At 55.4% G+C, this 26918-nt stretch carries 24 protein-coding genes; 7 read left to right on the plus strand and 17 right to left on the minus strand.

Annotation, left to right across the window (positions count from 1 at the left end):
- Positions 1 to 223: 223 nt before the first annotated feature.
- From AC5DDB_RS28630 to AC5DDB_RS28655, 6 genes are all read left to right on the plus strand, one after another.
- The gene (locus AC5DDB_RS28630) at positions 224 to 409 is read left to right on the plus strand and encodes a Fe-Mn family superoxide dismutase (protein WP_491743193.1); all 186 of its coding nucleotides are present in this window, start codon (positions 224 to 226) and stop codon (positions 407 to 409) included.
- Between the two features lie 1070 nt (positions 410 to 1479).
- Positions 1480 to 2913 carry a TolC family protein gene (locus tag AC5DDB_RS28635; protein WP_491743194.1) on the plus strand — a complete coding sequence of 478 codons (1434 nt, stop codon included), beginning with the start codon at positions 1480 to 1482 and terminating at the stop codon, positions 2911 to 2913.
- An 11-nt stretch (positions 2914 to 2924) separates the two neighbouring features.
- Positions 2925 to 4355, plus strand: a complete 1431-nt coding sequence (locus tag AC5DDB_RS28640; RefSeq protein WP_491743195.1) for an efflux RND transporter periplasmic adaptor subunit — start codon at positions 2925 to 2927, stop codon at positions 4353 to 4355.
- A gap of 115 nt (positions 4356 to 4470) precedes the next feature.
- A complete protein-coding gene (locus AC5DDB_RS28645) occupies positions 4471 to 7896 on the plus strand; it encodes an efflux RND transporter permease subunit (RefSeq protein ID WP_491743196.1) in 3426 nt (1141 codons plus the stop codon).
- Positions 7897 to 7939: 43 nt separating this feature from the next.
- The gene (locus AC5DDB_RS28650) at positions 7940 to 8431 is read left to right on the plus strand and encodes a hypothetical protein (protein WP_491743197.1); all 492 of its coding nucleotides are present in this window, start codon (positions 7940 to 7942) and stop codon (positions 8429 to 8431) included.
- Positions 8432 to 8540: 109 nt separating this feature from the next.
- Positions 8541 to 8882: a DUF3147 family protein gene (locus tag AC5DDB_RS28655; protein WP_491743198.1), complete on the plus strand. Its 342-nt coding sequence runs from the start codon at positions 8541 to 8543 to the stop codon at positions 8880 to 8882.
- A gap of 783 nt (positions 8883 to 9665) precedes the next feature.
- Here the strand turns inward: AC5DDB_RS28655 and AC5DDB_RS28660 are convergent.
- The 7 genes from AC5DDB_RS28660 to AC5DDB_RS28690 all read right to left on the minus strand — a co-directional run bounded on the left by AC5DDB_RS28660 (position 9666) and on the right by AC5DDB_RS28690 (position 18391).
- Positions 9666 to 11630, minus strand: coding sequence for a phosphotransferase (locus AC5DDB_RS28660; RefSeq protein WP_491743199.1), 1965 nt, complete (start codon positions 11628 to 11630; stop codon positions 9666 to 9668).
- 6 nt (positions 11631 to 11636) lie between these two features.
- A complete protein-coding gene (locus AC5DDB_RS28665; RefSeq protein ID WP_491743200.1) occupies positions 11637 to 13529 on the minus strand; it encodes an AAA family ATPase in 1893 nt (630 codons plus the stop codon).
- Positions 13530 to 13598: 69 nt separating this feature from the next.
- Complete coding sequence (locus AC5DDB_RS28670; RefSeq protein ID WP_491743201.1) at positions 13599 to 14012, minus strand: helix-turn-helix domain-containing protein; 414 nt, start codon at positions 14010 to 14012, stop codon at positions 13599 to 13601.
- A 573-nt stretch (positions 14013 to 14585) separates the two neighbouring features.
- Positions 14586 to 15707 carry a DUF697 domain-containing protein gene (locus AC5DDB_RS28675; RefSeq protein WP_491743202.1) on the minus strand — a complete coding sequence of 374 codons (1122 nt, stop codon included), beginning with the start codon at positions 15705 to 15707 and terminating at the stop codon, positions 14586 to 14588.
- The gene (locus AC5DDB_RS28680; RefSeq protein ID WP_491743203.1) at positions 15707 to 17095 is read right to left on the minus strand and encodes a YcjX family protein; all 1389 of its coding nucleotides are present in this window, start codon (positions 17093 to 17095) and stop codon (positions 15707 to 15709) included. Before AC5DDB_RS28680 ends, AC5DDB_RS28675 begins: the two co-directional genes overlap by 1 nt.
- A 59-nt stretch (positions 17096 to 17154) precedes the next feature.
- Positions 17155 to 17457, minus strand: a complete 303-nt coding sequence (locus tag AC5DDB_RS28685) for a hypothetical protein (protein ID WP_491743204.1) — start codon at positions 17455 to 17457, stop codon at positions 17155 to 17157.
- A 28-nt stretch (positions 17458 to 17485) separates the two neighbouring features.
- Positions 17486 to 18391, minus strand: a complete 906-nt coding sequence (locus AC5DDB_RS28690; RefSeq protein WP_491743205.1) for a hypothetical protein — start codon at positions 18389 to 18391, stop codon at positions 17486 to 17488.
- 247 nt (positions 18392 to 18638) lie between these two features.
- On the opposite strand from AC5DDB_RS28690, the gene AC5DDB_RS28695 reads away from it, so the two are divergent.
- Positions 18639 to 18869, plus strand: coding sequence for a helix-turn-helix domain-containing protein (locus AC5DDB_RS28695; protein ID WP_491743206.1), 231 nt, complete (start codon positions 18639 to 18641; stop codon positions 18867 to 18869).
- Between the two features lie 614 nt (positions 18870 to 19483).
- On the opposite strand, the gene AC5DDB_RS28700 is transcribed toward AC5DDB_RS28695, so the two are convergent.
- The 10 genes from AC5DDB_RS28700 to AC5DDB_RS28745 all read right to left on the minus strand — a co-directional run.
- Positions 19484 to 20788, minus strand: coding sequence for a DUF4365 domain-containing protein (locus AC5DDB_RS28700; protein ID WP_491743207.1), 1305 nt, complete (start codon positions 20786 to 20788; stop codon positions 19484 to 19486).
- A 485-nt stretch (positions 20789 to 21273) separates the two neighbouring features.
- The gene (locus tag AC5DDB_RS28705) at positions 21274 to 21402 is read right to left on the minus strand and encodes a hypothetical protein (protein WP_491743208.1); all 129 of its coding nucleotides are present in this window, start codon (positions 21400 to 21402) and stop codon (positions 21274 to 21276) included.
- Positions 21403 to 21734: 332 nt separating this feature from the next.
- A complete protein-coding gene (locus AC5DDB_RS28710; protein ID WP_491743209.1) occupies positions 21735 to 22415 on the minus strand; it encodes a ThiF family adenylyltransferase in 681 nt (226 codons plus the stop codon).
- Complete coding sequence (locus tag AC5DDB_RS28715) at positions 22405 to 23085, minus strand: hypothetical protein (protein ID WP_491743210.1); 681 nt, start codon at positions 23083 to 23085, stop codon at positions 22405 to 22407. Before AC5DDB_RS28715 ends, AC5DDB_RS28710 begins: the two co-directional genes overlap by 11 nt.
- Positions 22997 to 24043, minus strand: coding sequence for a hypothetical protein (locus AC5DDB_RS28720; RefSeq protein WP_491743211.1), 1047 nt, complete (start codon positions 24041 to 24043; stop codon positions 22997 to 22999). The genes AC5DDB_RS28715 and AC5DDB_RS28720 overlap by 89 nt, the downstream gene beginning before the upstream one ends.
- 91 nt (positions 24044 to 24134) lie before the next feature.
- Complete coding sequence (locus AC5DDB_RS28725; RefSeq protein WP_491743212.1) at positions 24135 to 24359, minus strand: MoaD/ThiS family protein; 225 nt, start codon at positions 24357 to 24359, stop codon at positions 24135 to 24137.
- A gap of 242 nt (positions 24360 to 24601) precedes the next feature.
- Positions 24602 to 24817, minus strand: coding sequence for a hypothetical protein (locus tag AC5DDB_RS28730; protein ID WP_491743213.1), 216 nt, complete (start codon positions 24815 to 24817; stop codon positions 24602 to 24604).
- Between the two features lie 101 nt (positions 24818 to 24918).
- Positions 24919 to 25170 carry a hypothetical protein gene (locus tag AC5DDB_RS28735; protein WP_491743214.1) on the minus strand — a complete coding sequence of 84 codons (252 nt, stop codon included), beginning with the start codon at positions 25168 to 25170 and terminating at the stop codon, positions 24919 to 24921.
- A gap of 10 nt (positions 25171 to 25180) precedes the next feature.
- Positions 25181 to 26122 (minus strand): hypothetical protein, encoded by a 942-nt coding sequence (locus AC5DDB_RS28740; RefSeq protein WP_491743215.1) that lies wholly within the window; start codon positions 26120 to 26122, stop codon positions 25181 to 25183.
- Positions 26123 to 26286: 164 nt separating this feature from the next.
- Positions 26287 to 26918 (minus strand): AAA family ATPase (locus tag AC5DDB_RS28745; RefSeq protein ID WP_491743216.1); only part of this gene is annotated, 632 nt, incomplete at its 5' end.

Raw genomic sequence — 26918 nt, forward strand, 5'->3', positions numbered from 1 at the left:
GCGGACAAAGTCATGGAGCCTTCGATTCGGCATATCAACACCGCCCCTAGTGAACATTTCCATCAAGCCAGGCATCTGCGTCTTGCTCGATGAAGGTTTTCAGGCGGTTCAGTCGTTTACGAACCTCAGGGGCCATTCGCACGCGTACGATTGGTTCGTGTAGCCGGCGCAGAAAGGTTGGGCGGGCATGGAAGGAAGCAACGTCGGTGAGCCCTGACGGAGCGTGTCAGTCAGCGACGAACACGCGATGGGTGTCGTGTGGATGGCAACTCCTTTGATTGTCATCGACACCTACGAACACGCTTTCTATATCGACTACCAGAATCGCAAATCCGACTACGTGGACAAATTCCTTGAACACATCGACTGGAACGAAGCGAACGGGCGTTTTCGATCGTTGCCTTCTTAACGGTGTAGACGCCGATAATAATCAGAACAAGCTTGGTGACGTCGGCTTCGCAATTCGGTGGTGTACTCATCCCAGGAAATAAAGCTGGCATTTTCGGAACGCAGAAATCTCTGGAAATTTCAAGAAACGGACTGTCGAGTGCCTTGAATTTAAATGAGTAATACGCGAGTTTTTGTGGTGATGCATGCGGAAAGAACCGATCAATAGGGATGTAGGTGCCGCCAAAGACCCCTAATTTCACAGTTCACCTGTGGTTCTGGCAAAATACGCTGAATTGCCTGCTGACGGAACGTAAGGTATAATCCCGGGTGTCAACAAACTCGATGGGAGAAATTTGGTGGAAGTCCGTGTTGTGCGAACTAGTTTGACATGGCTGCTTTTAGCAGCGGTGTTTCTGGGGAGTGTTATTCTCCCAGCAGTTCAGCACGCGCATGCCGAGCATGATCATGCTTCCACTTCGCAAACAGCAACCGCAAGCGTCACTCATTCGCACCACCATTGCCATTGCTCGACGCAGCCATCGACGATCGATGAATTTCCGACTTGGCACCTACACCTGAGCTTATTTGGTTGGGATGTCACGTGGCCTACGGGTGACTCGTCGAATGGGTCATCTCCCGGAACGAAAAGCTGCGGCGATTCGGGTGAATACCTGGTTCGTCTGGTGGATGCCGACACGATTCTAGTGTCCACTCAGACATTGGAATGGCTCACGTTCGCTTTGCCTTGCATGACAAGCGGGATGATCGTCGAACCTAGCACGATCGTTCATTCACTTCACGCGAATTCTCCCGAGTCACCGCTCTTGTGCGATAGCGCGCGTGGCGAGCGGTCGGGCGTGCAGTTGATCTAAATCTCTCTTTGCCAGTTGCTTCTGGCATTCCAGCGCGTTGCTTTGCCGCTGGTTCTTTCTGTGTCACTTTCGGCGTCAGCCTTGCGCTATGCCGGTCACATCGATGCTCGACTTGTGTCGAGTTGTGTCCTATCTTCGCCATGAAATGATTGGTGGGGCATGCGCTCACGCTGTTTTCCCATACTCAACTTTTCGCAAGGATGCGGGGGAGGTACGAATGTGCAAATTCGTCTTGATGCTGTTTGCGCTCGCCATGCCGGTGTTCGCGGGATGCTCTTCGCCCCTATATTTGAATGGCAAGGTGACGGGACCCGTTAACACGTTAACGCGATATCAGCCCGTCGCCTATTCGGAAGGCGAGTCAGATGATAATGACAAATCCGATGTGCCAGACAAGCCGGATTCGGCAATGGTCATCCCTGAAGAGTTGGCGCCCGTGCCTTCCGAATCGGTTCCGGCTTGTGATGTCATTAGTTTGCCAGAGTTGGTGAACCTGACTGTGGAAAACCACCCGCGTCTGGCGGAGGTGAGTTGGGCGGTCGATGCCGCACGAGGTCAGGCCGTCCAAGCCGGGCTCTATCCGAATCCGTCTGTCGACCTGACCGGCAACGAGCTGAGCGATCGCACCGGCCCCGGGGGTATCTGGAGTCTGTTTGCCCGTCAGGAAATTGTGACGGCGAATAAACTCGAATTGAGCGAAGCCGCCAAACTCAAGGAAGTCGACCAAGCGTCATTGAAGGTCATCAGCGAGCGATACCGTCTGCTGACTGATGTCCGTCAGGCGTTCTTCGAAGCGTTGACTCTGCAACGTCGGGCTGAAATTCTCACAAATCTTGTCCGACTGGCTGAGCAGTCTGTGTCCAATGCCAACGAATTGGTCAAGGCTAAAGAAGCCGCTGAACTCGATGTCGTGCAACTGGAAGTGGAACTCGAACGGTATCGAGCCGAATTGCAGGCGACTCGGCAAGCCTTGCCCGGGGTGTATCAAAAACTTGCGGCTAGCGTGGGCCAACATGAGTTGCCCATTTCGAAGCTAGTGGGGGATTTGGAAACTCAACTTCCCGATTACGATCTCGATGAGATTCGGTGGTACGTCCTGGGAATTCATCCTGAAGTTCGGTCGGCTCAAATCGGCGTCGAACAAGCGCGACTGGAGTTGTGTCGAGCGGAAGTTGAACCCATTCCGAACGTCACCGTGGGGGCGGGTTACACCCATCAAAGTCAAAACCGTTCGGAGGACTGGGACATCGGGGTGAGTGTGCCGATTCCGGTCTGGAATAAGAACCAAGGCAATATCCTGACGGCACAATCTCGCGTGCACAAAGCCGCCAATCAAGTCGGCGTGGTCGAAAACGAAATCGCCACACGGTTGTCAGCGGCATTCGCGACATACTCCGCGGCCCGGGAACGATCGGACCGTTACAAGACGGCCATCTTGCCAAAAGCCGAGCGAACCTACGAATTATCTCGTAAGGCTTATCAGGGAGGTCAGTTTGAATATCTCCGCGTTCTCCAAGCGCAGCGGGCAGTCGCGGAAACCAATCTCGAATACATTCGCTCGTTGGGTGAGATGTGGCAAGCGGCCAGTCAAATTGCCGGGCTGATGCTCGAAGACCAATGGCCATTCGCTCCACCTGAGCCAGCAAAATAAAGGTGTCTCACATGAAAACGATCTTACGAATACTCAAGCCTGTGCTTGTGCTAGCGTTATTCGCTGGAATTGGTATCGCGGGGTACGTCACTCGCGATCGCTGGTTGCCGATGCTTCAACACGAACAGCCTGAGGCAACCAAAACCGCGCCGACGGAATCGGCAGGCGAGTCCGAAACTCAAACAAAAATCGTGCTGTCGGATCAGGCGATCGACAATCTGGGACTGACCGCCAAGTCGGTCAAACCGCAAACCTATTGGAAGACTATTCAAGTTCCCGGGATGGTTGTCGATCGGCCTGGTCGGAGTGATTTGGGAGTCGTGTCTCCTGTGGATGGAGTGGTCTCGCAGATCAACTACTTCCCGGGTGACACCGTCCAGGTTGGCGACGTGCTGTATACGATTCGGCTATTGAGCGAAACCCTCCATCGCACTCAATCTGATTTGTTCAAATCGACCCAGGATATCGGTCTCGCGGAAGCGACTCGAAAACGGCTGAAAACCGCTTCTAACGCCTTGCCGGAATCTCGGATTATCGAGGTCGACAACCAAATCACCCGGCTACAAGTCGCCGTGCGTGCCTATCGTCAAGAACTCGCCACCCGCGGTCTGACACCGGATCAGATCGACCAAGTTGCTGAAGGCGAGTTTGTCAAAGAGATTGACGTTGTCGTGCCTTCGAAACCGGCTGAGTTGAAGTCTCTGAAGACGCAGTCCCTCATTCAGACCGCAGCCGGAGAAACCCAACTACGTCCAGTCGCCACATTCGAAGTGGAAGAGTGCGAAGTCGAACTCGGTCATCGTGTCGAAGCCGGACAAAATTTGTGCCTGCTCGCGAATCATCAACTGCTCAGTGTCGAGGGACGCGCATTTCGGGACGAAACGCAGTTACTCGAACGCAGTGCTAAAGAACGTTGGCCGGTCGACATCGATTTCCAGGAACACGCCGCTGCGGATTGGCCGCCGATCGAGCAAACATTTCCGATTCGTTATATCGCCAACACGATCGATCCAGTCAATCGGACGTTCGGCTTTCGTATGCCGCTCAAAAACGAATCTCGTGTCGTTCAGCACGAAGACGGCGTGCAATTGCTTTGGCGTTTTCGACCAGGTCAGAAGGTGCGAATCTTAGTGCGGATCGAACGGCTCGATGATGTCTTTGTTCTGCCATCCGATGCTGTCACCCGTGACCTTGCCGAAGCCTTCATCTTCACGCGAAACGTCAACACCTTTGAGCGAAAGCCGGTGCGGATTTTGGCGGAGGATCGCCAGAACACGGTGATTGCCAACGATGGGTCCGTGATCCCGGGAATGTATGTGGTGCAGAACGGGGCGGCTCAGTTGAACCGCATGACCAGATCGCAAACTGGCAACGATCTGCCCGACGGCTACCACATCCACGCCGATGGCAGCCTGCACAAAAACGAGAGCGAAGATGACTGATGCATCGTCCAGCTGAAATGACACCTATTGAAGTCGCGATGAGCACGCCAAAGAGCGTGCGGACAAAACTTGAGATTCGCATAAGTCAGAGTGGCTGGGCCACTAGGAGAATTCGATGCTGAATGCCATTATCCGCCTCGCATTGACTCACCGGACATTAGTGTTGGCCGGTTGTGTTGTCGTCATGGTTTACGGCGGATATCTGTCGACTACGCTTCCGATCGATGTGTTTCCCGACTTGGATCGTCCACGGGTCGTGATTCTCACGGAATGCCCCGGGCTGTCGTCCGAAGAAGTCGAAACACTAGTGACCTACCCAATTGAAACAGCGGTTTTGGGTGCGAATGGCGTGGAGGATGTTCGTAGCCAATCTAGTCAGGGTATGAACGTCATCTACATCGAATTTGGTTGGAAGACCGATCCCCGGTATGCCCGCCAGATTGTTTCCGAACGGCTGGCCAATGTGCCAATGCCGCCCGGAATTCGTCCCATCATGACTCCGCAAGCGTCGATCATGGGGCAGATTCTGCATGTTGGAATCCATCGTCGAAACGGTCCGCAGGGTGGTCAACTGACGTCAATCGAACAGACGGGATTGTTAGCTGAGCGGACGATGTCAGATGAAGAATCTCAACTTACCGTTTGGAATCCGCGACAACGCAATGATCTCGAAACCTGGGAGAAAGTCCCGGTGGAGAATGTGGAGTGGACGGAGGGGCAACCCAATCGCGGAGTGACTTTCGATTGGAATGACCGTTCGCATGCAGTGGAGTTTCTGACCGATCTCGAAGACCGCATGGATTTGCGAACCACAGCGGATTGGTTGATTCGGCCTCGTCTCTTAAAACTCCCCGGCATCGCCGAAGTGATTGTCATGGGTGGTGACACGAAGCAGTATCAGGTCTTAGTCGATCCGAATCGGTTGCAAGAATACAACGTCACGTTGCAAGAGGTTGAAGAGGCGATTCAAGCCAACAATTTGAACGCCAGTGGCGGGTTTCTCGTCGAAGGCCAAGGCGAACGTTCGGTGCGGGTGATCGGTCGACTAGGACCGTTGCCGGAACAAGTCATCAACGACTTACGGCAAACCCCCGTGAAGATGAACGCTGATCGGGCAGTCCTGCTGCATCATGTGGCCCAAATCGCTGAAGGTCCCGCCCCGAAACGTGGCGATGCGAGTATCGACGGTCACCCGGGTGTTGTGATCACAATCGTCAAACAACCACATGCCGACACACGAAAACTCACCGACGACGTCAAAGCCGCTCTCCGTGACGCGGAAGCCGCGTTGCCTGGCGATGTGGTGATCAACACCGACCTATTCCAACTCAAGAACTTTATCGATCGCGGCATTTATTATGTCGAAGAAGCGTTGATCATTGGGGCCGTGCTGGTCGTGATCGTGTTGTTCCTGTTCTTGCTCAATCTTAGAACCACTTTCATCACCTTGACGGCGATTCCGTTGTCATTGGTGATCACGATCTTAGTCTTTCGACTCGTCGGCAAACTGACGGGAGTCGAACTATCGATCAACGTCATGACACTCGGTGGAATTGCGGTCGCCATTGGAGAACTGGTGGATGACGCCATCGTCGATGTCGAGAACATCTTTCGCCGTTTGGGTGAGAACAACACCAGCCCGAATCCCAAACCCTCCATTGTGGTGGTTTATCTGGCGAGTATGGAAATCCGCTCCGCCATCATTTTTGGGACCGCTGTGGTGGTGCTGGCTTTTATGCCCCTGTTCGCATTGTCCGGGGTGGAAGGTCGACTGTTTGTTCCGCTAGGCGTGGCTTATATCGTCTCGATTTTGGCCTCTTTGCTCGTGTCGCTGACAGTGACTCCCGTGTTGTCCTACTACCTGTTACCGCAATCACAGTCCACGCACGAGCACAAGGACGGACTCCTTTTGCGGGGTCTGAAATGGATGGCGAGTTTCTTGATTCGGTTTAGTATGCGGTACGCGGCAGCTCTCTTGGTTTTGACCTGGGCGCTCGTCGGGATCAGCGTTTGGCAACTGACACAGTTGGGGGCTGATTTCTTGCCGAAATTTGATGAAGGCAGTGTTCAAATCAATGTGTCGCTACCGGGCGGGTCATCACTCCGGGCATCCAACGAAGCATCGGCATTGATCGATGCCGAACTGCAGGAAATGCAGAAATCACAGGACAATCCAGACGGTCCCATATTGCACTTCTTCCGGCGAACAGGTCGGGCCGAGCTAGACGAACACGCGCAGCCGGTCAACGTCGGTGAATACATTCTCACGATGAACCCAGAGGCGAACTACGACCGAGATCAATTCTTGGAACGCTTGCTAGACAAATTGCGTTCGAATGTTCCCGGGGTGGGTATTGAAGCGGAACAACCATTGTCGCACTTGATTAGTCACATGCTCTCCGGTGTGAAGGCGCAAATCGGCATCAAAATCTACGGTGACGATTTAGATAAGTTGCGGGAGCTAGCCGGTGACGTACGGGGTGCTATCAAAGATATCCCGGGGGTGACTCCACCCATTATTGACCCTCAAGAACGGGTCGATGAACTGCATGTGGTGCTTCGTCCCGACGACCTTTCATTCTATGGCCTAAGTCGAGAGTATGTGGCCGACTTTGTTCAGACGGCTCTCAAAGGAGAAGCGGTCTCGCAAGTGTTAGAAGGTCAGCGGCGGTTCGATTTGGTGATCAAACTCGATGAACCATTCCACTCGGACCCGTACAACCTTCGCGAGTTGCGACTCGAATTGCCGGACGGACGCGGCCAAATTCGTCTGCGAGAAGTCGCTGATTTCCCGCAGTCTGCGAGCGGTCCCAACGTCATCAATCGGGAAAACGTTCGCCGACGCCAGACCGTTCGCTGTAATGTCAGCGGACGCGATATGGAAAGTGCAGTGACTCAGATCGAAAACCGCGTGCGAAGCCAAGTTGAAATGCCAACCGGTTATTTTGTCGAGTTTGGCGGTCAATTCGAGGCCCAACGATCGGCAACTCTGTTGATTACCGTTCTCGCCGGTGTTTCGGTCGCAGGCATCTTTATTGTGCTGATGATGCTCTATCCGTCCCCACGGATCACGTTTCAAATCCTCAACGCCATTCCCACCGCATTCATTGGCGGCGTGTTGGCGCTGGTGATCACGAATCAATCGTTGACGGTGGCCAGCATGGTCGGCTTCATCTCGCTGAGCGGGATTGCCGTCCGCAATGGGATTTTGCTCGTGACACACTACTTTCACTTGATGGAGGAAGAGGGCGAGGGCTTCACCGACCAGATGGTCCTGCGTGGCAGCTTGGAACGCCTCGCACCGGTGCTGATGACTGCGATCACCGCGGTGATGGGACTGCTGCCGATCGTAGTCGGTGGGCAAAAACCGGGACTAGAGATTCTATATCCAGTGGCCACGGTCATTGTGGGCGGATTGATGACTTCGACGTTCTGTGAGTTTCTAATCCACCCCGGATTGTTTTGGAGGTTTTCAGGCAAGGATGCCGAGCGTTTGGTTCGCAGTGAAAGTTCCGATGAGGAACTGCTGCGGGCGGCGTAACACTGCAGGATGTACAACTTGTTTTTGAGGAAGGATTGAAGAGATGGTACACACGAAAATCTTGGGACTCAGCCTGTTGGCAGGAGTCTTCGCCTTGGCAGGCTGTTCGGAGAAAACCGACACGTCGGACGCCAAACCCGAAGGCCAAGCCGAGAGTCCTGCGGAAAACACTTCCGAACATGCACATGGCACCGGCCCGAATGGAGGAGTGATCTTCGACTTGGGCAAGTATCACGCGGAGTTCACCGTCGATCATCCCAAAGAGACCGTTACGGTTTTAATTTTAGGAGATGACGAGAAGACACCGACACCAATCGATGCGGAAGAACTGACTTTGTCCATCAAAGAGACAAAAACCGCGGACGGGACCACCGTCGAGCCGATGACGATCACGCTCAAACCAGAAGATGCAACCGATGGAAAAGCTACTAAATTCGTGGGCAGCGACCCCGGCATTGGCAACGTCGCTGACTTTGAGGGAACAGTCGTCGGCGAAATCGACGGTAAGCCATCCCAAGGCGAATTCAAAGAATAATCGTCTGCAATCGCACGATTATTCCTAGCAAGCGACCGCCGTCGCGACAGACATCGTGGCGGCGGTTTGTTCCTTCTAGCAACTTCTTCTCCATCTCAGGAGACCATTCATGTGGTGGACTGTCACCAAAACGGTCATCGCCGCTCTAGTCATCACAGCAGTCTCCGAGATATCCAACCGCTATCCCCGGTTGGGGGCACTTCTACTCACGTTGCCGATCATCAGCATTCTAGCGTTCATCTTCACCTGGACCGGACAACGCGACTTGACCACGATCTCCCGACTGGCCCGAGAAACACTCGTTCTTGTACCGCTCGGTCTGCCGTTTTTTGTTCCCTTGGCCTTTGCGTCGCGTTTGGGATTGAGCTTTTGGTCCGCGTTCATCAGTGGTCTGTTGCTCGCATCCGCGACAATCGGCCTGTGGTTCTGGCTGGGGCCGAAGGCGACGTAGTTTGACAAGCAACTTGACCGTTGAACTGCATGGTAAGATTGTCGACTTGCGTATTCCCGCGTTGACCAAATCAGACATGCCCCTCCATACGACATTCCTGTCAGCATTGCTGCAAAACCGAATGAAGTCTATCGAACTTGCAAACGACTTCTAGCCTCGACTCTTGCCGCTAAGGACTGAGGGCAAGGCCGTTTAGGATTTGGGTTTTCTGTTGTCGGGTGAGTTTATCCATGGAGCTCTTGAAGCTAGTCTGTGGAAAAAGGTGGTTTCGTCACCCGCTAGCCGCGGGCCTTCGGGCACAAACCGCTGCACCAAAGCCGCAGCCAAGCGTCGAGCGAGTGCTATGTTGATTCCGCAACGGGGGGAAAAGACGCGATGAAACGAGCTGGAGTGACCGCCTACTCGTACGCTCGAAAATAGCAACAAACGTCAAATGGTTCTCCGTCCTCGCAAGAGAATCGCAGCCAACAGCATTCCCAGAGACCGTTGTCAAATGGATGTCGCAAACTCCTCAGAAAAACCGCCGAACAATCTTCGTACAGCTGTGGAGAAAGCTTCTCAAGGGAACATCCTTGCAATGGCTGACAGAGCTAACTTTCGCTCAGTTTACCATGCCGGATTTTCTGGAAGGGCCACAAACACGGTATGGCAAAAAATGGAGGCTAACAATCGATTTTCCGGTAATGCACGTGCGAACTTGCGGGGTGATAGCATATTCGAACCGTAGTTCGGTGACGGTTTTTTCTTGATTTCGAACTGGCCGACGGCCAGGCAACAGGCTCTTCAGTGCAAACCGTCACAATGTGGGGCGAGCACGCCCAGGAGTATCCGCTCGATATCGGAACTCGGGGTGTGTACTGAAAGCACGTGGGCCGATACCACGCAAGTCATCGCGAAGAAATCAGGTGCCCCAAATGAATGTGCTTCCGCCACCTGTAGAGCCGCTTGGCGAGTCTTTGCCGCGATGCGTACTGCAAGCGATGTCAGCGGAGATTTAGCAAGTGCTGAATGGTCGATGAGAACGTGATCCGCCGCTTGCCCGTCAACATAGATTGCTTCAATTACTTGAAACATTTCCTGGCTAGGGAGCAACATGCGCATGGCGATGGCACGGACAGCGGCGTCTAGTCGCACGAGATCGACCAGAGGATGTCCCGGTCCGCTCCACCGGAAGTCGATAAACGCCGGAAGCCGATCGAGCAACAGAACATTGCGTCCATGGATGTCGCCATGAATGACGCCTTTCGTGAGATTCGGCTCTAGAATTGCCATCGCACGGTCCACTACCGTGGAAAGTTGGAAGGTCTCCCAGTCGCGTGTCACGATTTCAGCGTTTATGCCTCTCTCCGCCAAATTGCTGATGGGCCAATGAAGCCAAAACTCGTCGGCTTGTGACTCCACGCTTGGACGCGAGTTGAGCTCCGCGAGTCGATCAATGACTCGGCTCGTGGCTTGGAAGAGATCGAAAGCCCTGGTTTTCGTCTCTTCCAACGGGCTTGTCCATTCCGCTGACCGTAAGTCCTCCAGGCATTTCTCCAGGCTCGGAGCCGGTTGGCCGTTACCATCAGGTGCAGCTTGAAGCCGGTAAGAAATTGCAGCACTCCCTTGGTGGGCATGGAAGGTGGGGCTTGTGACACTCGGTTCCCAGTCCTGAATCCAGCGTTGATACCGGCGCAGCTCCTCGACCAACTGCTCAGCTTCGTCGATCTTGGCAACGAACGGTTGTGCGCGGCCATCACTTAAGGAAAAAACGCGGGCCGCGGAACGTCCACCGGCCAATTCGCCTGTTTCCAGTCGAGTGATTGTCAACGGATCATCCACTTGAGATCGTTCGGTCGCCATCAGGCGGAGCAATGATGCGTCTGGCTCGGACAATCCCAGAGGGAAGAAATCGGCATTGTCAGCCTTCTCAAGCTGTCGTGCCATATTAAGGAGAGCTTGGATGTCTGCATGCGTCAAGTCGCAGTCTTGGCCATAGCAGAATTTCCGGCCATCGAGACTACCGCAGCGAGCGGCCTCAGCATCATCGGCGAATGTTTGGGCGAAAACCGGGGCAAGACCATCAACACTGACACGCACAAAAGTGAAAGTCGAATACTCGCAGATGCGTCGAATAGCACGCCGTTGCTCATCATGGGGTATCCGCCCCCAAGCTGATGCTCCTACTACGAAACCACATAGACCTGTCGGAGCGACGTTCCATAACTGGTCCAACGCAGGGAGTCGCAACGGATCGAGGTTTGCGTTTCGGAGCATACCCTCGTTTCTCACATGTTCTTCCGTGGTCCCGATCAACACGACCGCTCTGTATTTGGTGTCTGGCGGTTGATTTGGTGATTCGAGAGTGGTGCTAACGTTTGCGGCAAGCACACGAGTAGCAGCGGTAGTCGTCACCGTCGGGTGGCTTGATTGCGGACGGGCTTGGATCGCGAGATGTCTCATCTCAGGAGGCAGAAGTGTGCGAACCGCATTCAACGCCTCTGGCGATGATTCGGCTAGCTGAGAGGCTATAGCTCTCAAGGCTGCGGGTTGATGGTCAATAATGGTCGATACAATGAGACGGAAACGACGATCGAACTCACGGCGAGTGATTCCGAGGCGGTCGCCGAGATCCGTCACCAACGAGGATAGGTGCGATGGATTAGCGGCTGGAACATCCGCATTGCGTCTGAGCAGAACAAGCGCGCGGTCGAACTCGCCGGTGTCGAGCGAAAAGAATCTCGGATCCCACTGGAACGCATCTGTCATGTCTCATCACCGCAATGCATTTCCATATCGATGTTGGCGACTATTGAACGCTGCCTTTCCACCCTCAAGTAATCTGATAATCGCGTCTTTCATCTGGTCAACCGTGCCTGACTGACATGGCAGTGCCATCCGTGGACCGTCCATTTCCATCACGGTCACTCGCTCAGCTTCCCCTAAAACCGGAATATTGGCGTTGTGCGTGACAAAAATCAGTTGTCGCCGCTTGCTTAGCGATTTCAGGCGGTCGATGAGCTTTTCCGAGACAAACGCGTTGTCGAGATCGTCTTCTGGTTGATCGACGAGAAGCGGGTAGTCCGCGTCTCGCAGGATGAGTGGCAAGAGTGCAGTGGCCATTTGCCCTTTTGAAAGGTGCTCAATCGGCCGCGCCTCGCCGCGTACAAGCATTGTGATTTCCAAGTTGTCCTCGGGCACGATCTCTTCCAGCTCGTAAAGTCGACTACTATCCAAGAGATGACTGACAAGCCGAGTCATTTGCCCTAGGTCACGACCGAGGGCATCAGACAGACGCTTCGCATCACTGGCCTCAATGATGTCGACGAGGTCCGAAGGACGCACCTTCTCAGCGAGATCGCGAGCAACATCGGCTTGATTTCTGAGGTTCGAACGCTGTAGCAACTCCTCAATGAGTTTGCAGTGAGGCGCCGTCAGGACCCCTTGTTCGAGCGTCAGCACGATTTGCTCTCCGAATTCCGAATTGATCTTTTCGACCTCGGCCAACCGGAGCGAGTACAGCTCATCTGCCAAAGCATCACGCTGCCCACGCAAATCCGCACGTTGGGCCATGTCCTGTGCTTGCTTCGCATTCAGATCGCTCAACTCGGCAGCAACAGCTTCCATTGACGAAATCGACTGCCGGAGCGACTCCTCGACCTTCAAGGCCTCGTTCACGCTCTGTTGTTCTTTCCTCAGTTCGTAATATGTTGCGTTCTGCTCCTCGAATTCCTGGGCGACATTCGCCAACGACACTTCGACATTGGACGCTTGACCCAGAGTGACCCGAACCTGGGAAATCGTACTCAGTAGCGCGCCGAACGAGGATGCAAGTGCTGACGCGGCAGGTGTACCGACATCAGTCGCAATTGACATTGCGTCGCGCAGAGCGGCTTCTTCAAGGACAAAAGAATCGGCGGCGCCGATGGCTCGCGAATATGCCTGCGTTGCCACTTTCAACTGCTCAAGAGCGCGTCGACGATCGTTGAACGCAGTCCGTTCCGCTTCCAATTCCGGAGACATATTTGGGCGGCTTGATTGTAATTCAGCCAGCTGCTTTCTGGTTGGCTCTAACGACTGAACCTTGGCTTGCCTTGACTCCATCTCCGTCAATCGTTGACGGATCCGCGGTCCGATTGCTTGGAGCTCCTTCGTCACATCCTGCAAGCGATGAGAGAGGTCCTCAATACGCTTCTGGTTCGGTCGATCGATCAGGGCCAGTCGGCGATCGGGATGCTCCGCGATAGTCTGCAGGTCACCCTGCGAGAAGATCTCAATGCGGTGCAGCAACGTGGCGTCGTCAATCTGCTGGACCCCGTCGCGATAAACACGTGAAGGAGCCGGGATGTTGCGTTCGACAACATACTGGGATTGAGCTGGGTCTTCGGAGGCGGCAAAAGTGCACTTGGCTGTGCCCCCGGCCAGTGTCTCAATGAGGAGCCCAGCCCGAGCGAAAGGTCCACTGGTGTTCGCTCCTGATGATGGCAGGCGAACCATCGATTCGATCTTCGACGGTTCACAATCGAATACGAACCGGATCGTCTCGACAATCGTCGATTTGCAAGTCCCGCGAGCTCCAATGATGCAGTTAAGTCCAGGAGCGAAATCGATTGGACTACTCTGGAGATAACCGCTACTAGTTGAAAGCTTTTGCAGAGTCCATCTCATCAAGAGTTCCTAAGTATGTCATTTTCGGAATATTGGACGAAAATGCGAAAAAACGAGTCATAGGTGCTGTCACTTCTTCCCATTTCGCATCCGGATGAATGCCAGATACTTGAGAAGTTCATCTTCTTCCTCAGGGGTGAGATTCTCTCCAGCGAAGGTTGGAAGTCGTGATGACTGCTTAGCTTGCTGTTCGCTTGGTCTGATGTGACCCGCCAACTCCATCATTTTTTCATAGGAGCACATCACGTTCGCGTTTCTGGGAAGACGAGTTCCGTATACATCTGATAATTCGTGCAATATGGCTGGAGAGGGATTCTTGACTCGGCCGGTCTCTAGCTGACTCAAGTAAGCATTCGACACCCGCTTCTCAGAGGCCTCCTCCACCTCGCGTAACGTCATCGCCGCCGCTTTACGCAGAGTCCACAAGTATTGCCCCAAGGGGCCACGTTCGGATGGTGAAATAATTGGACTGTGGACGCTCATCGCAACTTTCCCTTTTCGACTACCATACTCTGCCTGCTTAAAAAATCAAGCATGCTTAGTAGTTGCGTGGGGCAGAAAGCATTCTTGGAGAATCAAGCATAAATGCTAGAGTCCTCCAAAATCGATGATCTTGTTCATTACTCTCTCGATTTTGAAGGGCTCACATCTTGAAAAATGAACCTAAAGAAAAGATTGACAAGACCTCGAACATCACACCGGTGGCGGAAACCTCCAACTTCACTGTTCAGCTTAAAGCGGAACGCCGATGGACCGCGTTGATTGACGATACGCTTGTCCCAGTGTCTCGGGGCCAGCGACATTCTTTGTCCGGAATCTGCTTCGCTAGATGTGATCCGGGTTTGGGATTTCAACAGTCCAAACGACGCTGGTTTCTCGCAGTCTGAGATGGTCGAACTCGTTGAGGGAGACGTATTGCAACTTGTCCCCACCTGACCCAAGCGAGATAAGTGGCGGCATCAACCGAAAACCTGTCATGACAATGGCGAAAGTTCGGTCACCGCCCATGGTACACCATGGCGGTCACAGTTGAGCTTCCAGAGTTCTCGGGGCAAGTCAATCGGAGGATGGGTTCGTGGGCTCGGGCTGTTGAAGTCCTTGCTGGATCAATGCTTGGCTCAAGCGTCGTAGGGGGTGGACGCGGCAACCCATCAGGGGTGCAGGCCGGCACTCGCGCTGCACGGCGTCGCCCAAACGCAACATCAACACGCCGTTCGCCGTGCCTTCAGCGACCCGACCGCCGAGCAAGGCCAACGACTTCTGCACGACGGCCCCTGTGACGGCTTGAGTCGCTAAATTGGCGATCTCGGCGAAGACAATCATCGACAGGCCGCGGCGAAGCAAGCGGAGTGTGCCCCAGAACCCGGGGCGACTGGCGTAGAGTTGCGACAGTTCATCGATCAGTCGCACGGACTGCCAAAACACGATCAGCATATCCCAATTTCGGGAGGCGAGGGATGTGGAGACGGCTGTCTGGGCGGCATGAGTGTCCACGATTTCAGCCGCTCGGCGATCAAGCAGCTGAAGCAGATTCGTTTCCACTACGTCCAAATCGCGGCTGGCATCGGCCGAGTAGTCGCGAAACTGACATCGCACACGCTGGATCGCGGCTCGAGTCGATGGTTCGGCCTGCCGCGTTCGCGAATTCAAATAGCGAATCCAACCATTCCGCAGGGCCTGCTCGCTTCCAGGAGCGCCGGCTGCTCCATTTTGATTTTGGCGGACCGCCTGCCGAAGTCGAGTGACATCCTGCAATCGCTGATATCGTCGCCACGAGCGTCCGGCGAACAGACAGAAACTGCTCGCGGCCAAGATCCAAATCGCGAGATAACTTTGCGCGAACCACAGCGAGTGATCCTGAAGTCTCGCGTACTCAAGTGCGACCCGCGAATAGACAAACGCCAATCCGACCACGAGCCACAATCCAATCGTCAGTCCGAACAGACGGCGATCGAAAGCCGACTTCGATGTGGGGAGTCGGCGATCACTACCGCGCCCAATCGTCGTCTCTTCGCTCTCATCTGTTGGAATGACGACGGAGGTTTGATCGGGAACCGGTCCGGGCATCGGATTTGTAATCGTGGGAGAGGAAATCCCCTCAGTGACCGTGACCGGTGTAGAAATCGGGCCACACGGGATCGGTGTCTGGGAATTCCGTAAATCGACAGGGGTACCCATCAATAACGCTCCACGGACATGGGATTAGGCCAGCAGTTTTCCAAGATCTTCCAAATGATACGATCCAAGTTGAGATGGGGCAGGATCGCGCCATCCTTCTTCGGAATCTGTTGGGGACGCCATTCCGGAAAGTCATACATCGGATTGCCGAGAGTCCAGTGCTCGTCCTCGGGCCATTCCATGGGGACCACACCGGGATGGTAGGCCTGAATTTCCTGGCTGCCGAGCCGCACCCCCTGGAGTACGTCCAGCGGTCGACCGTCGAACTGGGTCAGTGCGTCCTGAGTCGATTGGAGTGATGTGAACCATTCGGAAGACGCCACGGGAATGATACCGCGAATCGCTCCTCGAGCTTTGAAAACGAGGTCATCCAACAACTTCGTTAGATTGACCCGTTGGTTCTTGGGGGCGTGATCCGCCTTGGTGGCGGCAAAGAGGACCTGCTGAATTCTGTGGAACGGTCCCCAGGCATTGTGGTAGGCCCGGAGAATCTCGGCGATGCACCGGCTCGTGTCGTTGTAAGCCTCGACACCATTTCGCAAGACGCGGAGCACATCCACCAGAACCAATTGCCGGTGACAACGTTGGATGCGTTTGACGAACGGTTTAACTTGCCTCTCGAGATGCTCCTGATAGCACGCCGTCATCCGCTCGACGAGTTCCGGCCGCGATTCCAACGGTTTGGGCAGTGGTACGAAGGGCAGTTCGTCGGCATTCGGAGATTTCGCCCTCGGATGTCCCTGAGCCGAGGGTTCACTCCACCGAATCAGCGTCATTGATGGTTGGACGAATTCCAAACCGGCCTTATATGCGGCCAGGACATAGCGGCTATAACCGGCGCGCAACTGCGCCAAAATTTCGTCGGGTGTTTGATCGCCGAGGCTGTCGGCGATCGTGATGTAATCGTGGGCCGCCTGGGGACATTGAGCCCACATTCTCTCGAGCGTGTCGGCCGACCATTGGGGATAAGATTGTTGAAGCAATCCGACATCAAGCAAGTACTCCCCGGGATAATCGTGCAAATGCAGTGTGATTTGCCCATGCGAGCGAGCCCGACCGATCCATCCCCTGAGGCGGTCGATGGAACCATCGGCGCTGGGGTTCTCGTATCCGAATTGGAGCGTACATCCCGATTCTCGAATTGTCGGCGCAGGAAACTGTGGTTTCGCCCGACGAAGATCCTGCAGAAACCGGAAATAGGGGAACCGCTCAAGGCCACTGTCACGGGAGTTTTCCAGCCGAGCCGCCCGCAATGTCACACCTCGGGCGGAGAAACAACTCAAGTTCTTGCTGCCCAGCTCGGTCAATTGATAGATCAGCGACGTCAAGAACACGGTTTTGCCTGTACGGCGTAAACCGGTGACGCCGAGATGGAGTTGGTAATGCATAGAGTTCTCAGCGATGTCTGAGCGACAGGCCAGGGACGCGGCTCGGCACGGTGGCCGGCTCATTGACCGTCACGAGAGGGAACCTGCTGAGGATTTTCGTATCGGTAGCCGCCTTGGGGCGTGGGATGTGGCGTGACTTCGAAGGTGCTACCGTCTTCCGTGTCGTATTGCAGCCGTCCCGACGCGACATCCCGAGCACTGCCAGGAACGACGCGGCCATTGGGCGTCATCGTGGATTCTTGGGTTTGCTCGAAATACGCCGCCGGCGTCATTTCGTCGCGATTCGGGGCGGGATCACCGCAACCCGAAATCATCAAGGCACTGACAACTACGAGGAACAGTTCGCTCGATCGAGATTTCATGACTCGGTCCCACTGGAGGACAAACAGTTCAGAAAAGGGAAATCGCCCGTTCGGCTTGCCCTTGAGCAGCCATCGTGACGGCGCGATGCTGCCACGTGTGGAGTTGGCCGATCGATTGTGTCAGCGCCCGTTCGAATTCGTCGCCAATGCGATCGGCCAAGAGCGTCATCCGTTCCGCCACAGCGGTGCGGATGAGCTGGCGAGAACGACCCGCGCTCCACAATCCCGATAGATAGGAAAACAAGTGACCGACCGCGACCAGCAAGAAGAGTGGCCAAAACAGCCGGGATGCGATAGCAACCCGAGCCATCGGCAACATGAGCAGAGCTGATTCTCCGATGGTGCCGATTGTTTGCTGCAGGGCCGGCCGTTGTCCAGCCGATTGGGCTAGTGCCAGGCTGTTTGTGAGGTCACGCCGAATCAAGGGCTCCAGGGAGGCAGCGAAATTGGAAGGCAATGAGGAAGCACTGGGATCGATGTGAACTTTCCACTTCGCGGCCACATTCTGGCAGCAGTCGTTCCAGCGGTTATCCAATTCGTCTCCTAGTTCCCGCGCAATCTGCCGAACTTGCGCCATCACGGCCTCGGCCGTCACCACATAAGCTTCGAAGGCAATCAGGAATTCGGCATGTTGCCGCTCGACCGTGGGACACGCAGCCACTCGTTGGCGAAAGCCGTCCGAGGTGATGGCCGCGGAAAACTCCGCCGCATTAAGGCACGGACCATGGAACCAAGTGCGGATCGCGTGACGCCCTTTTCGCGGTATCTCGCTGTGATCCGTCTGATTCTGCTTCATGAACAGCGGATCGATCTCACGAATCAGTTGCGACTCCAGTTGGTGGCGTGCATAAAGATTGCGGCCGCAGTGACCGCCCACGACCACGAGCCCCAATCCAGCCGCTCCCGCGGCTCGGAAGAATTCCCGACGCTGCATGTGTGTTTCTCCCCGATCGGTTTCGTGATCTCAGTTGTCCCAACCTGCAACCCCTGCCGCTATCAGCCAGATGGCCGGCCGAGTGTCCAAAGTCCGACCGCTCGCTGTTGCCAACCCGGATTACGTGACGCCCACAAATCGGAGTCTCCTGATACGTCAGCAGCTTCATCTTAGACATGGCAGATGAGTCGTTTGTTGCGCTTTGTCTGTGGTTTCATTGTCCGGGTTGGCGGATTGTTGTCAAGACATGGCATCCGGGTTTGCGACACGATTTGGCGAACGCATCAAACAGTTGCGTGAAGAACGCGGGCTGTCTCAAGAAGAGCTAGCCCATGCGTCCGCACTTCATCGCACCCATATTTCCTTGATCGAACGCGGCCAACGTTCGGCCCGCTTGGAAACGATTGAAGCATTAGCCCGCGCTCTCCGAGTGCAGCCAGCGGAACTCATGCCGGAAATCGCATTACCCAAGACCTAAAACCCACAACACTTCCTTGGGGCTTTTATTGTGATACGTCTCATTGTCAAAAGCTCACAACCAAGGCCGCGGTGTGGACTGAATTCACGGTGGCACGCCCACAATCGCTTGACACGCTTCGGTCGGAAGTGACTCTTCATGTTTTTGTCCATACACATCTCCAGGCTGTTTGGACCGGGCTTTCGGATGGGATCTACATGCAGCCTGTGGATCGGCGAATCCGTCGCTTGGCGTACCTCTAAAGGGAGAACGGATGAAATCTGCCGATTGCAAGGCGGTTCGACCATCGCTGCGGGTCGAACAGGCTCAGGCAGTGTCCACTACACAGGCAGCTTGGGCGGTTCCTCAATGATGCCCGGTTCAAGCTGCCAACATTCTCCCCAACGCTTCGGGAAGTGGACGGTCGCAAGAGACTGCACGTCCCCACACACCATTCCGTCATGCGCCAACGACATGAGCAGTACCGCGACCGCTGGCCAGTATGACCTGTCCACCTGTCCGAGTCTGGTTGCTTGAATGCGTTTGCCGCTCGCATACCGCCGCGATATGGCCTTTGCTGCACGCCAATGATGGCTCAGCCCAGAAGTCTTGGGCTCTGCGTAGGGCCATCGCGTTCAGCCAAGATGACCGAGAGATCGTATGGCAAGTTGCCGAATGCTCTGCACCGTGACGAGTTCTCCACAAAAGATGATTTGTCGAGTCGCCCCAACCTTTTTCAGGTAAGCGCTGACGTCCATCCACCGGATCAGGCCGCTCGACTGACGGATGACGAGCATGACCGGATATGCGTGCTGTTGCCAATACTGCACATGCCTGCGATTCTTGACCGAGAAGACTTCGGCCCCGTCTCGGCTCCGTTGGACGAGGTATGAGTCGCCGGATTTGAGTTGAACATAGACACGTCGGCCACTTGCGTTTTCATCGCGATCCTTGAATTCAATCTCACCGTCGATGCCCCAATCCGAATTGGCGGTCGGGCGAAAAATATGGCCAGCCTCACCAACCAGAGCGGTAATCTCACCGACCAGCTGCAGTTCCCGGCTTTCGTTGTCGATCGCTGTCTCAACCTCCGACGCCGATGCGGGCGCATCCTCCGTGATTACGGGCCTCTCCGGTACGCCCACAGTACGTTGCCGGAGTGTGCACCTCGCGAGGATAAATTCCTCCCGGAGACGTTCACTGATGCTCTGTGGCGACGGTAATTTTGGAAGCCATTGCTCTGCGAACAGGTCCCGCGCACTTGCGGCGTACAGGTATCGAGGATCCATGTGGCTCCGCTCGGAAATTTCTCGGCACGACCGCCACGCCTCGACGGTTCGGGTCAAGACAAGTTGGGCCACCCAGTGAGCGGAAAGCCCTTCAAATTCGCCGATCTCAATCAGCCCCGCACCAGATGTCACTCGCATCTCATCGAGAAAATCGAACACTGTTTCGAGATTCTCACGCCACAACGGTAGCTTACCCTGCAGTATCTCAATGTGCTTCTCGATTGCATTCTCTTGGGCTCGGTTTTCCGAGGCACTCATCTGATATGGTTGCCGCACCGATTCCTGAAGCACGCCGCTGTAATTCGCAAGGTGATCCTGATACGCGTTGCAAAACGTTGTCAGCATCTCCATGTCAATCGGCCGCTCCGCATCAGCCTTCAGTCGGCGACGAAATTCATCGACCGTCATCTCACCACGAATCACCTGGAGTTCCCACTCTTCTCCCCGATTTTTCGGTGGTCGTAGGTTATACCGCAGCTCAAATTTGTCAGCACCAAAGATGTGGTGGAACTCAGCGAGGCTTTCGGCGAGTGCTACGTATTGGGAACTGGACGGCAAAAGATTGGGCCAATTTCTTGAAAGTGCGCGGCCCGCTGCATTACGGTCGGCTTCAGTGATCCGTCTTGACGGTTCGTCCCGCACTCCGGACATCGCTCGTTCTCCAAAACTAGGCTAACAAACAATTCATCATTGCCTTACAAATCAGTTAAGTTTAGCCAATAATCCACAAGCGGAGGAGGGCCGCGTCGTTCGTGGCAAGCGTTTCACATAACTCGCCACCATCATCATTGTCATCGCATCATAAGTTCCCGACGACCGAATCATTTCCACGTGTGCTGGCTAGATGACGTTCCGATATTGTGTCCTGACCTAACGGGCTTCGACTTTCATCTCTCACAGACCGTCCGCTCATCGCTTCCCAAACCGGGTCGTATGGCATTTCATTTTGCGTTGCTTCCCAGCAACGCTCGATTGATGGCGAAGGACGCCTGTCAACAAGATCGCCTTGCAAGACGCGGAATGCGTTGCTCCAAATAGCCGCAATAGCTAAGAAAAAAGTCCTTCCCGGCCGCCCAATTGGGCGGCCGGGAAGGACTCGGGTTCTCAATCAGCTGAAATGAAACTTCGGGATGGGCTTACCGCCGTCGTCGTCGGCCTCGTGATCGGCCGACGTTATAGCCTTTGCGACTGCCGACACGTTTACCGGATTTGTAGAACCACCAGCAAATCGAGGCGAATAAGGCCAGTCCCACCAAATCGTCCATCAATATTCTTTCCTGCTTGAAGTGTAGACCCCAATCAATTGTCAACCGTGACTGAAATCAACTCCTGCCTTTGCGTTTCGGTTTGGTCGCCGCTCGCTAATCCAGACGATGGCGACTGCACAATAGGTGAAAGCGGATCCTGCCTCCGATGTCGAGTGAATGGCCCAAAATCGACGGGATGAGGTTGTATCCAACGGCAAGCGCTGGCGAGATTTTTGGCGATGTCGGATTGGTCCGTTAATGCGGGCATGAAATCTCCATGTTGATGGTTTAGAAAAAAGGGAGCAGCAAGCGGTTGGTGGGGCTGACCGCTCGGCCAGGAAACTCAACTTCTATGAGTCGGCGTTGGCAACGGTCCATTCGCCTGCCAGAAGATTGAGGGTCGTATCAAAGTCGAGTGGCAGGTCACGCAGCCAACGGGTGAATTGGTGGACCAGCAGGCCGGCGGCGATATTGGCGGCATAGATCGTACTGCGGGACGTACATTGGCCGCGCTGAGCTTCGGCCTGCGGAAACAACGTTTGCGGATAGCAAGCGAAGCCACAGGTATCGCCAACCGCTAGGACCCGAATGACCTCGCCCAACATCCGGCCGTCGGCCCAGAAACGGGCATGCTCGCCGGCCGAACGCCAAATGGCACTGCGAGCGGAGATCGAATCGACACAACAGAAAATCACTTCCCCCGGCGTCTGCCGGGATCGGTAACGGTCTGGGATTGTTTCGACCTGAATCGAGTTATCGAGTCGAAGCATAGCGTCCTGCGTGGCGATGACTTTCGGTTGACCAATTTCCGCGGCGGCATAGCCTTGGGTGGTGACATTGGTCACGTCGACCATATCGAAATCCACGAGTTGGACCCGCGGTGCTCCGATGGCCGCGAGTTGCAGAGCGACTTGACGACCGACCGCCCCCACGCCGATCACCGAAATCGTCGTTTTTGCCAGCCGCTCCGCAGGCACCAAGTCGCTTTGTCGAATGAATCGATCCATTGTGTTGGTTGCGTCAATAGTCATCGGCATTCTCCTGGTTGTCAGTGGCCTCCGATTCCAATTCCTCGAACCAGCACTCGGGCTCCTCGCCCCAAAGAAAATCGTCCGATGGTCCAGTTGGCACGGATTTCCGCTGGGAAGTCGGTTTCCGAGCCGGCTGTTCGATTTGCACATTCATCAGATATTCCTGCTCCCAGCCGACGGGATCGCAAGCGTCAAAGAGCCGGGTGTAATCGCGTTCGATGGGAATCTCGATCTCCGCACCCGGTCCGATATTAAATTGCAACCGGGCATATGATTGGCCTTGGCGCGCCAAGATGATCATCACGGCCCAATCGGCACGTCCGAAGACACGATCAAATGTTTTCTCGTCGGTGTGGCTGGGCAGCGGACAATCACCGGGATGGGTATGCACCCACAGCCGGGCGAATTGCTCGGGGCGTCTGTGAGCATCCACTTGTTTGTCGAAGAAGTCGGCGACCGATTCATCGTCGAAGGCCACATGAGCCCAAGAGCAAGTTTGACGAACCAGTTGCACATCCTGGACGAGCAGCGAATCATCGGGGTGGGCAATGCCAAAGCCGCCGACTTCGGTCTCGCCATAATCACGCAGGAACAACAGTTTCGCCCAAGCGGTGGGGCTGAACCGAAGCGTCGGCTCCAGGATCGATCTCGCAGGCGACCAATTCGTCATCGTTCGTCTCCATGTCTTGATCTTGGCAGTCAGGGCACAGTTCGTTTTCATCCAGGCAAGCGGGACAGCTGTCCGACTCACACTTCGAGCACGCGTTCAAACATTCGCAGCAGTGATGCTCATCGCAGCCGGGGCAACATCTCACACAGCCCACACAGCACATGCTGTCGCAATGGGAGCAGCGGGCGGAACAACCATCGCAGATCTCAGCCTGACACTTCTCGCAACTCCAGCGATCATCAGCAGCCATCGTGGCGCCGCAATCGCTGCACTCGACACCATGCCAATCCTCCAGTGACACGTAGGGACTTCCCGAGTTGTAGGTTCGCAGCAGATTGGCGACGATCACGAAAAAGTCGAACAAGCGGCCATTGGACAACGCCTGGGTGATCGGCCCTCGACCATCGCCCTCGCAAACGGTTTCGTCTTGAACATGCGGATGCGTCACACTCTCGTTGATCGCCGCCGGATGCGGATCGGTCGCAATGACGCGGTAACGCCGGGAGCCGTCGGTGGTCAATTCATGCAACGCCAATCGAATCTCGAAGTTTCCGAGATAAACGCCGTCGAGTTCAATCGGCTCGGTCGTCACAGAAATCGTGTCCTGGCGGCGATCCAGCGAGACCTCGTCGAACTCCTGTTGCAAGGCTTTCAAGTCGGCATGGATGTCTTGCACCGAAGCTGCCAGGCGTTCCTGTGGATGAGGTTCGAACTGACATTCGATGGCGGTCAGATCCATCACTAACCGGTGGAGCAATTCCCGCAGCTCGCGTTGCAGACGAGCGGCTGCCAGTCGCCAGCCACGCTCGGATACACGTCGCAGACGACGCGATAAAAGTTCACAGCGTTGCCAAGCGGGAGATGGTAATGCTACCGTCGCTTGCATTGGACGAACTGGGTGATAGTGGTCGTAAATGACGCTGGCCCACCGCAGACACAGCTTGTTGTCAACAATCATGCGTTGATTCCTCGAAAAGCTAGGGACAAAAAGGCGGCCGCCGCGACAACCGCGGCGGCCGTGGGATCAACATCAAGTCACGATTTCGAGGCTAACGAGCCGCGCCCTCGATCTTCGTCGGCGTGATGGAAATGCGGTCTCCGTCCTGCAGAACTTGGTCGGCGGGACACGGCTGACGATTGACACGGATCAGGTAATCACTCGGCTTGCTGGAGCCGATCTGGCGTTCGAACAATTGGGCGACCGTAGTGCCGTCGGGAACTTCGACGTAATCGGCGTAGCCCCCTCCATCATTGTTGATCAGCAGAATCTTCATGGTGTGGACCTTTCGTAAGGGAAGAAAAAACAGTTGTACGCGGCATCGTGGACAATTTGATCGAGACGCGAACCACTCAGAGTGGGCGTCGACGCCTCCGCTGACGCGGAACCGAGTGCGGTTCTCGGCGGCCGCGTTGTTGGCCGCTACGGAGTCGCCACCGACGACCCTGGAAATTGGGGCATTGGCGATTGAGCTGAATCCGTGGCGAGCATATTCTGGCTGGTCTTGCCTTCCAGGGCTCAACCGATGCGCGGTACATCGTCGCGCCCTTCTATGGGGTGTGAGTCGCGTTGCCGCTCCACGGCATCCCAATCGATGACGTAGGGACCGAATTCCTCGGAGTCGGGATCGCGGGGATCGTCGGGCTCGGCAATCAGAAAGCCCAGGCGTTTGATCGTCGAAACAGATTCACCGGTCGCCCGGGACACGGCCCGGTTCAAGTCGCGTTGTTGCATCGTTCCAAACTCCTGTTGCAAGGGGAAACAAAAACAGCCCCGGCCGTGCGGAGGAACGTTCCGCGCGACCGGGGCAGGTCACTTCAAAATATGGGGGTGCTTTACGCCGAGGGCACTGGCGTTAACCAGTGTGTCTCCAGCCAACGGACTTCGGCTCGCAGAGCCTCGCTGCGGCGAGCGAATGGGCCGAGTCGCGGACCGTGCACCGGGGACAGATCGGCATACCACTGGCCACTCACACCCGGTTCGACATGGGAGCCACGAGCTAACGTAAGTTCGCCGATTTCCGCGAGGTCAATAGTTTCCGCATACACGCAGCGGATGCTGCCGCGGGGATCGATCAGCAGTTGCATGAGGCCTCCGTCACTTGGGCGAACGGATGATCCGCCGCCGGGGACGATCGACGAGCAATCCATCGAGCACGGATTGAACACCGGAAAGCTGTTTGGCGACGTGGCGACGCAATCCGCCATCATCCCGCAGGTCTTGGGGCTGGATGCCCTGCACCACTTGGTCGCATTGGGAAACGAGCGCATCCAACTGCTCGTTCGAGCGAACATTCAAACTACGGAACCGTTCGAAGAACTCCTGCAGATTTCCCACTGCCGTGTCGCGGAAGATCTTGGGGCGACCGTCGTCCTGACCGGACAGCCGTTCGGTGAGGTGTGACACCAACTGTGAGAGCTCCTCGATGAAGGCTTGCTCGGCCAACTGCACGGCTTCCTCGAATCGGGCCCGCACCCGCTGGCACTCCTGCTCGTACAAAGCGGGATTGAGTTGTTGTAAGTAGCTGGGCGGCTCGAGGCTGGGGAAGTCCCAATTCACTTCGAACAAGCCCGTCAAGGAGACGGGGTAATCGGCGGCATTGTATAGTCGACCGAGTCGCTGTTGGGCCGCCGCCATCAGTTCCGCATATTGCTCATCGAGTTGCTCGACTGCTTCGGCGAGTTCCACCTGATACTCGGTCATCTGTTGGTGAAACTGTTCGAGTGTCTCTTGCCGGACGAGACGGATCCCGGGTTCGGGGTACGGCAGACTCAACGCGGCCCAGTAGGCCCGTGCGCGGTTGCGAACAGCCGTCACCGCTTGGAACCTGGGATGTTTGGTGTCCAACAATTTCTTGCCAGCACTCAGAAACTCACCTTGAGCGCCAAAGGATTCCGCCGCCTGAGCCTTCTGCTGCGAGGTGAGTGTTTTGCGAGTGCCGAACCAGACAAAGCTCACGCGGGTGGCACACATCGTACTGCGAATTCGCTCGGCGGGATTGTCGGTATCTGTTGGTGGACGTTCTGTGGCTACAGTCATGGTGTTCTCCAAAACGAGGGTCATCGAGTGGAAGTTGTCAGATCACAATGTTGTGGCAGACGTTGAGTCTGATCGGTGTCGGGACATAAAAATGGCAGTGGAAGGAAACGTGTTCCGTCCACTGCCAGGTAATCGGAGTGATAGGAAATTAGAAACGCATCCCATCAGTTGTTGCTGGGATTGCGACCGAGCTTGCGACGAGGTTTAGGATGGGTCGAGTCATTGGTATAGAGGCCAGTGGTTTCTGCCGAGAGACAGCGGCCGCTAGCCCAGTCACGCAATCGCGAGACGGATTCGGCCGCTGTCACCGCGACCGGCACAATGTTTTGGGCGGCTTGAACCAACGGAACATCCAAGAGAGCGGCTAGCCGGCAGCAAGCCCGAATCTCGGCACCGGTCCAAAATTGATCGTCCGGCAAGGGTTGATCCGTCGCGATATCGAACCGCTGCCGGTACATCTGCCAAATGGATTGCTTTTGCTGGGATTCGGGCAGGTCCAGAAAAAATAACGCATCAAAACGCTCCGCGCGACTGAACTCGGGCGGCAGTTTGGTAACGTCGTTGGCGGTGCAAACAACGAAGACATCCGAGTCGTGATCGTTGAGCCAGGACAGCAGCGAAGCGAACATCCGGGCGGAGACGCCGCTGTCGGATGAACCGGAACTTGAGACGCCGCTGAGTGCTTTTTCCACCTCGTCGATGTATAGAATCGCCGGCTGCATTGCATCGGCGATCCGCAGCGCTCGCCGAGTTCGCTCCGTAGGATAGACTGCCAGCGAGTTGCCACCTTGCGGTG

The organism is Thalassoroseus sp., from assembly GCF_984380535.1.

Coding starts and splice junctions, on each gene's coding strand:
- AC5DDB_RS28640 (WP_491743195.1), top strand. CDS start 2,925: ATGAAAACGATCTTACGAATACTCAAGCCTGTGCTTGTGCTAGCGTTA.
- AC5DDB_RS28700 (WP_491743207.1), bottom strand. CDS start 20,788: ATGTCCGGAGTGCGGGACGAACCGTCAAGACGGATCACTGAAGCCGAC.
- AC5DDB_RS28660 (WP_491743199.1), bottom strand. CDS start 11,630: ATGACAGATGCGTTCCAGTGGGATCCGAGATTCTTTTCGCTCGACACC.
- AC5DDB_RS28725 (WP_491743212.1), bottom strand. CDS start 24,359: ATGAAGATTCTGCTGATCAACAATGATGGAGGGGGCTACGCCGATTAC.
- AC5DDB_RS28650 (WP_491743197.1), top strand. CDS start 7,940: ATGGTACACACGAAAATCTTGGGACTCAGCCTGTTGGCAGGAGTCTTC.
- AC5DDB_RS28675 (WP_491743202.1), bottom strand. CDS start 15,707: ATGGGTACCCCTGTCGATTTACGGAATTCCCAGACACCGATCCCGTGT.
- AC5DDB_RS28735 (WP_491743214.1), bottom strand. CDS start 25,170: ATGCAACTGCTGATCGATCCCCGCGGCAGCATCCGCTGCGTGTATGCG.
- AC5DDB_RS28710 (WP_491743209.1), bottom strand. CDS start 22,415: ATGACTATTGACGCAACCAACACAATGGATCGATTCATTCGACAAAGC.
- AC5DDB_RS28665 (WP_491743200.1), bottom strand. CDS start 13,529: ATGAGATGGACTCTGCAAAAGCTTTCAACTAGTAGCGGTTATCTCCAG.
- AC5DDB_RS28740 (WP_491743215.1), bottom strand. CDS start 26,122: ATGACTGTAGCCACAGAACGTCCACCAACAGATACCGACAATCCCGCC.
- AC5DDB_RS28645 (WP_491743196.1), top strand. CDS start 4,471: ATGCTGAATGCCATTATCCGCCTCGCATTGACTCACCGGACATTAGTG.
- AC5DDB_RS28690 (WP_491743205.1), bottom strand. CDS start 18,391: ATGCAGCGTCGGGAATTCTTCCGAGCCGCGGGAGCGGCTGGATTGGGG.
- AC5DDB_RS28705 (WP_491743208.1), bottom strand. CDS start 21,402: ATGGACGATTTGGTGGGACTGGCCTTATTCGCCTCGATTTGCTGGTGG.
- AC5DDB_RS28695 (WP_491743206.1), top strand. CDS start 18,639: ATGGCATCCGGGTTTGCGACACGATTTGGCGAACGCATCAAACAGTTG.
- AC5DDB_RS28730 (WP_491743213.1), bottom strand. CDS start 24,817: ATGCAACAACGCGACTTGAACCGGGCCGTGTCCCGGGCGACCGGTGAA.
- AC5DDB_RS28670 (WP_491743201.1), bottom strand. CDS start 14,012: ATGAGCGTCCACAGTCCAATTATTTCACCATCCGAACGTGGCCCCTTG.
- AC5DDB_RS28720 (WP_491743211.1), bottom strand. CDS start 24,043: ATGATTGTTGACAACAAGCTGTGTCTGCGGTGGGCCAGCGTCATTTAC.
- AC5DDB_RS28635 (WP_491743194.1), top strand. CDS start 1,480: ATGTGCAAATTCGTCTTGATGCTGTTTGCGCTCGCCATGCCGGTGTTC.
- AC5DDB_RS28715 (WP_491743210.1), bottom strand. CDS start 23,085: ATGACGAATTGGTCGCCTGCGAGATCGATCCTGGAGCCGACGCTTCGG.
- AC5DDB_RS28680 (WP_491743203.1), bottom strand. CDS start 17,095: ATGCATTACCAACTCCATCTCGGCGTCACCGGTTTACGCCGTACAGGC.
- AC5DDB_RS28655 (WP_491743198.1), top strand. CDS start 8,541: ATGTGGTGGACTGTCACCAAAACGGTCATCGCCGCTCTAGTCATCACA.
- AC5DDB_RS28685 (WP_491743204.1), bottom strand. CDS start 17,457: ATGAAATCTCGATCGAGCGAACTGTTCCTCGTAGTTGTCAGTGCCTTG.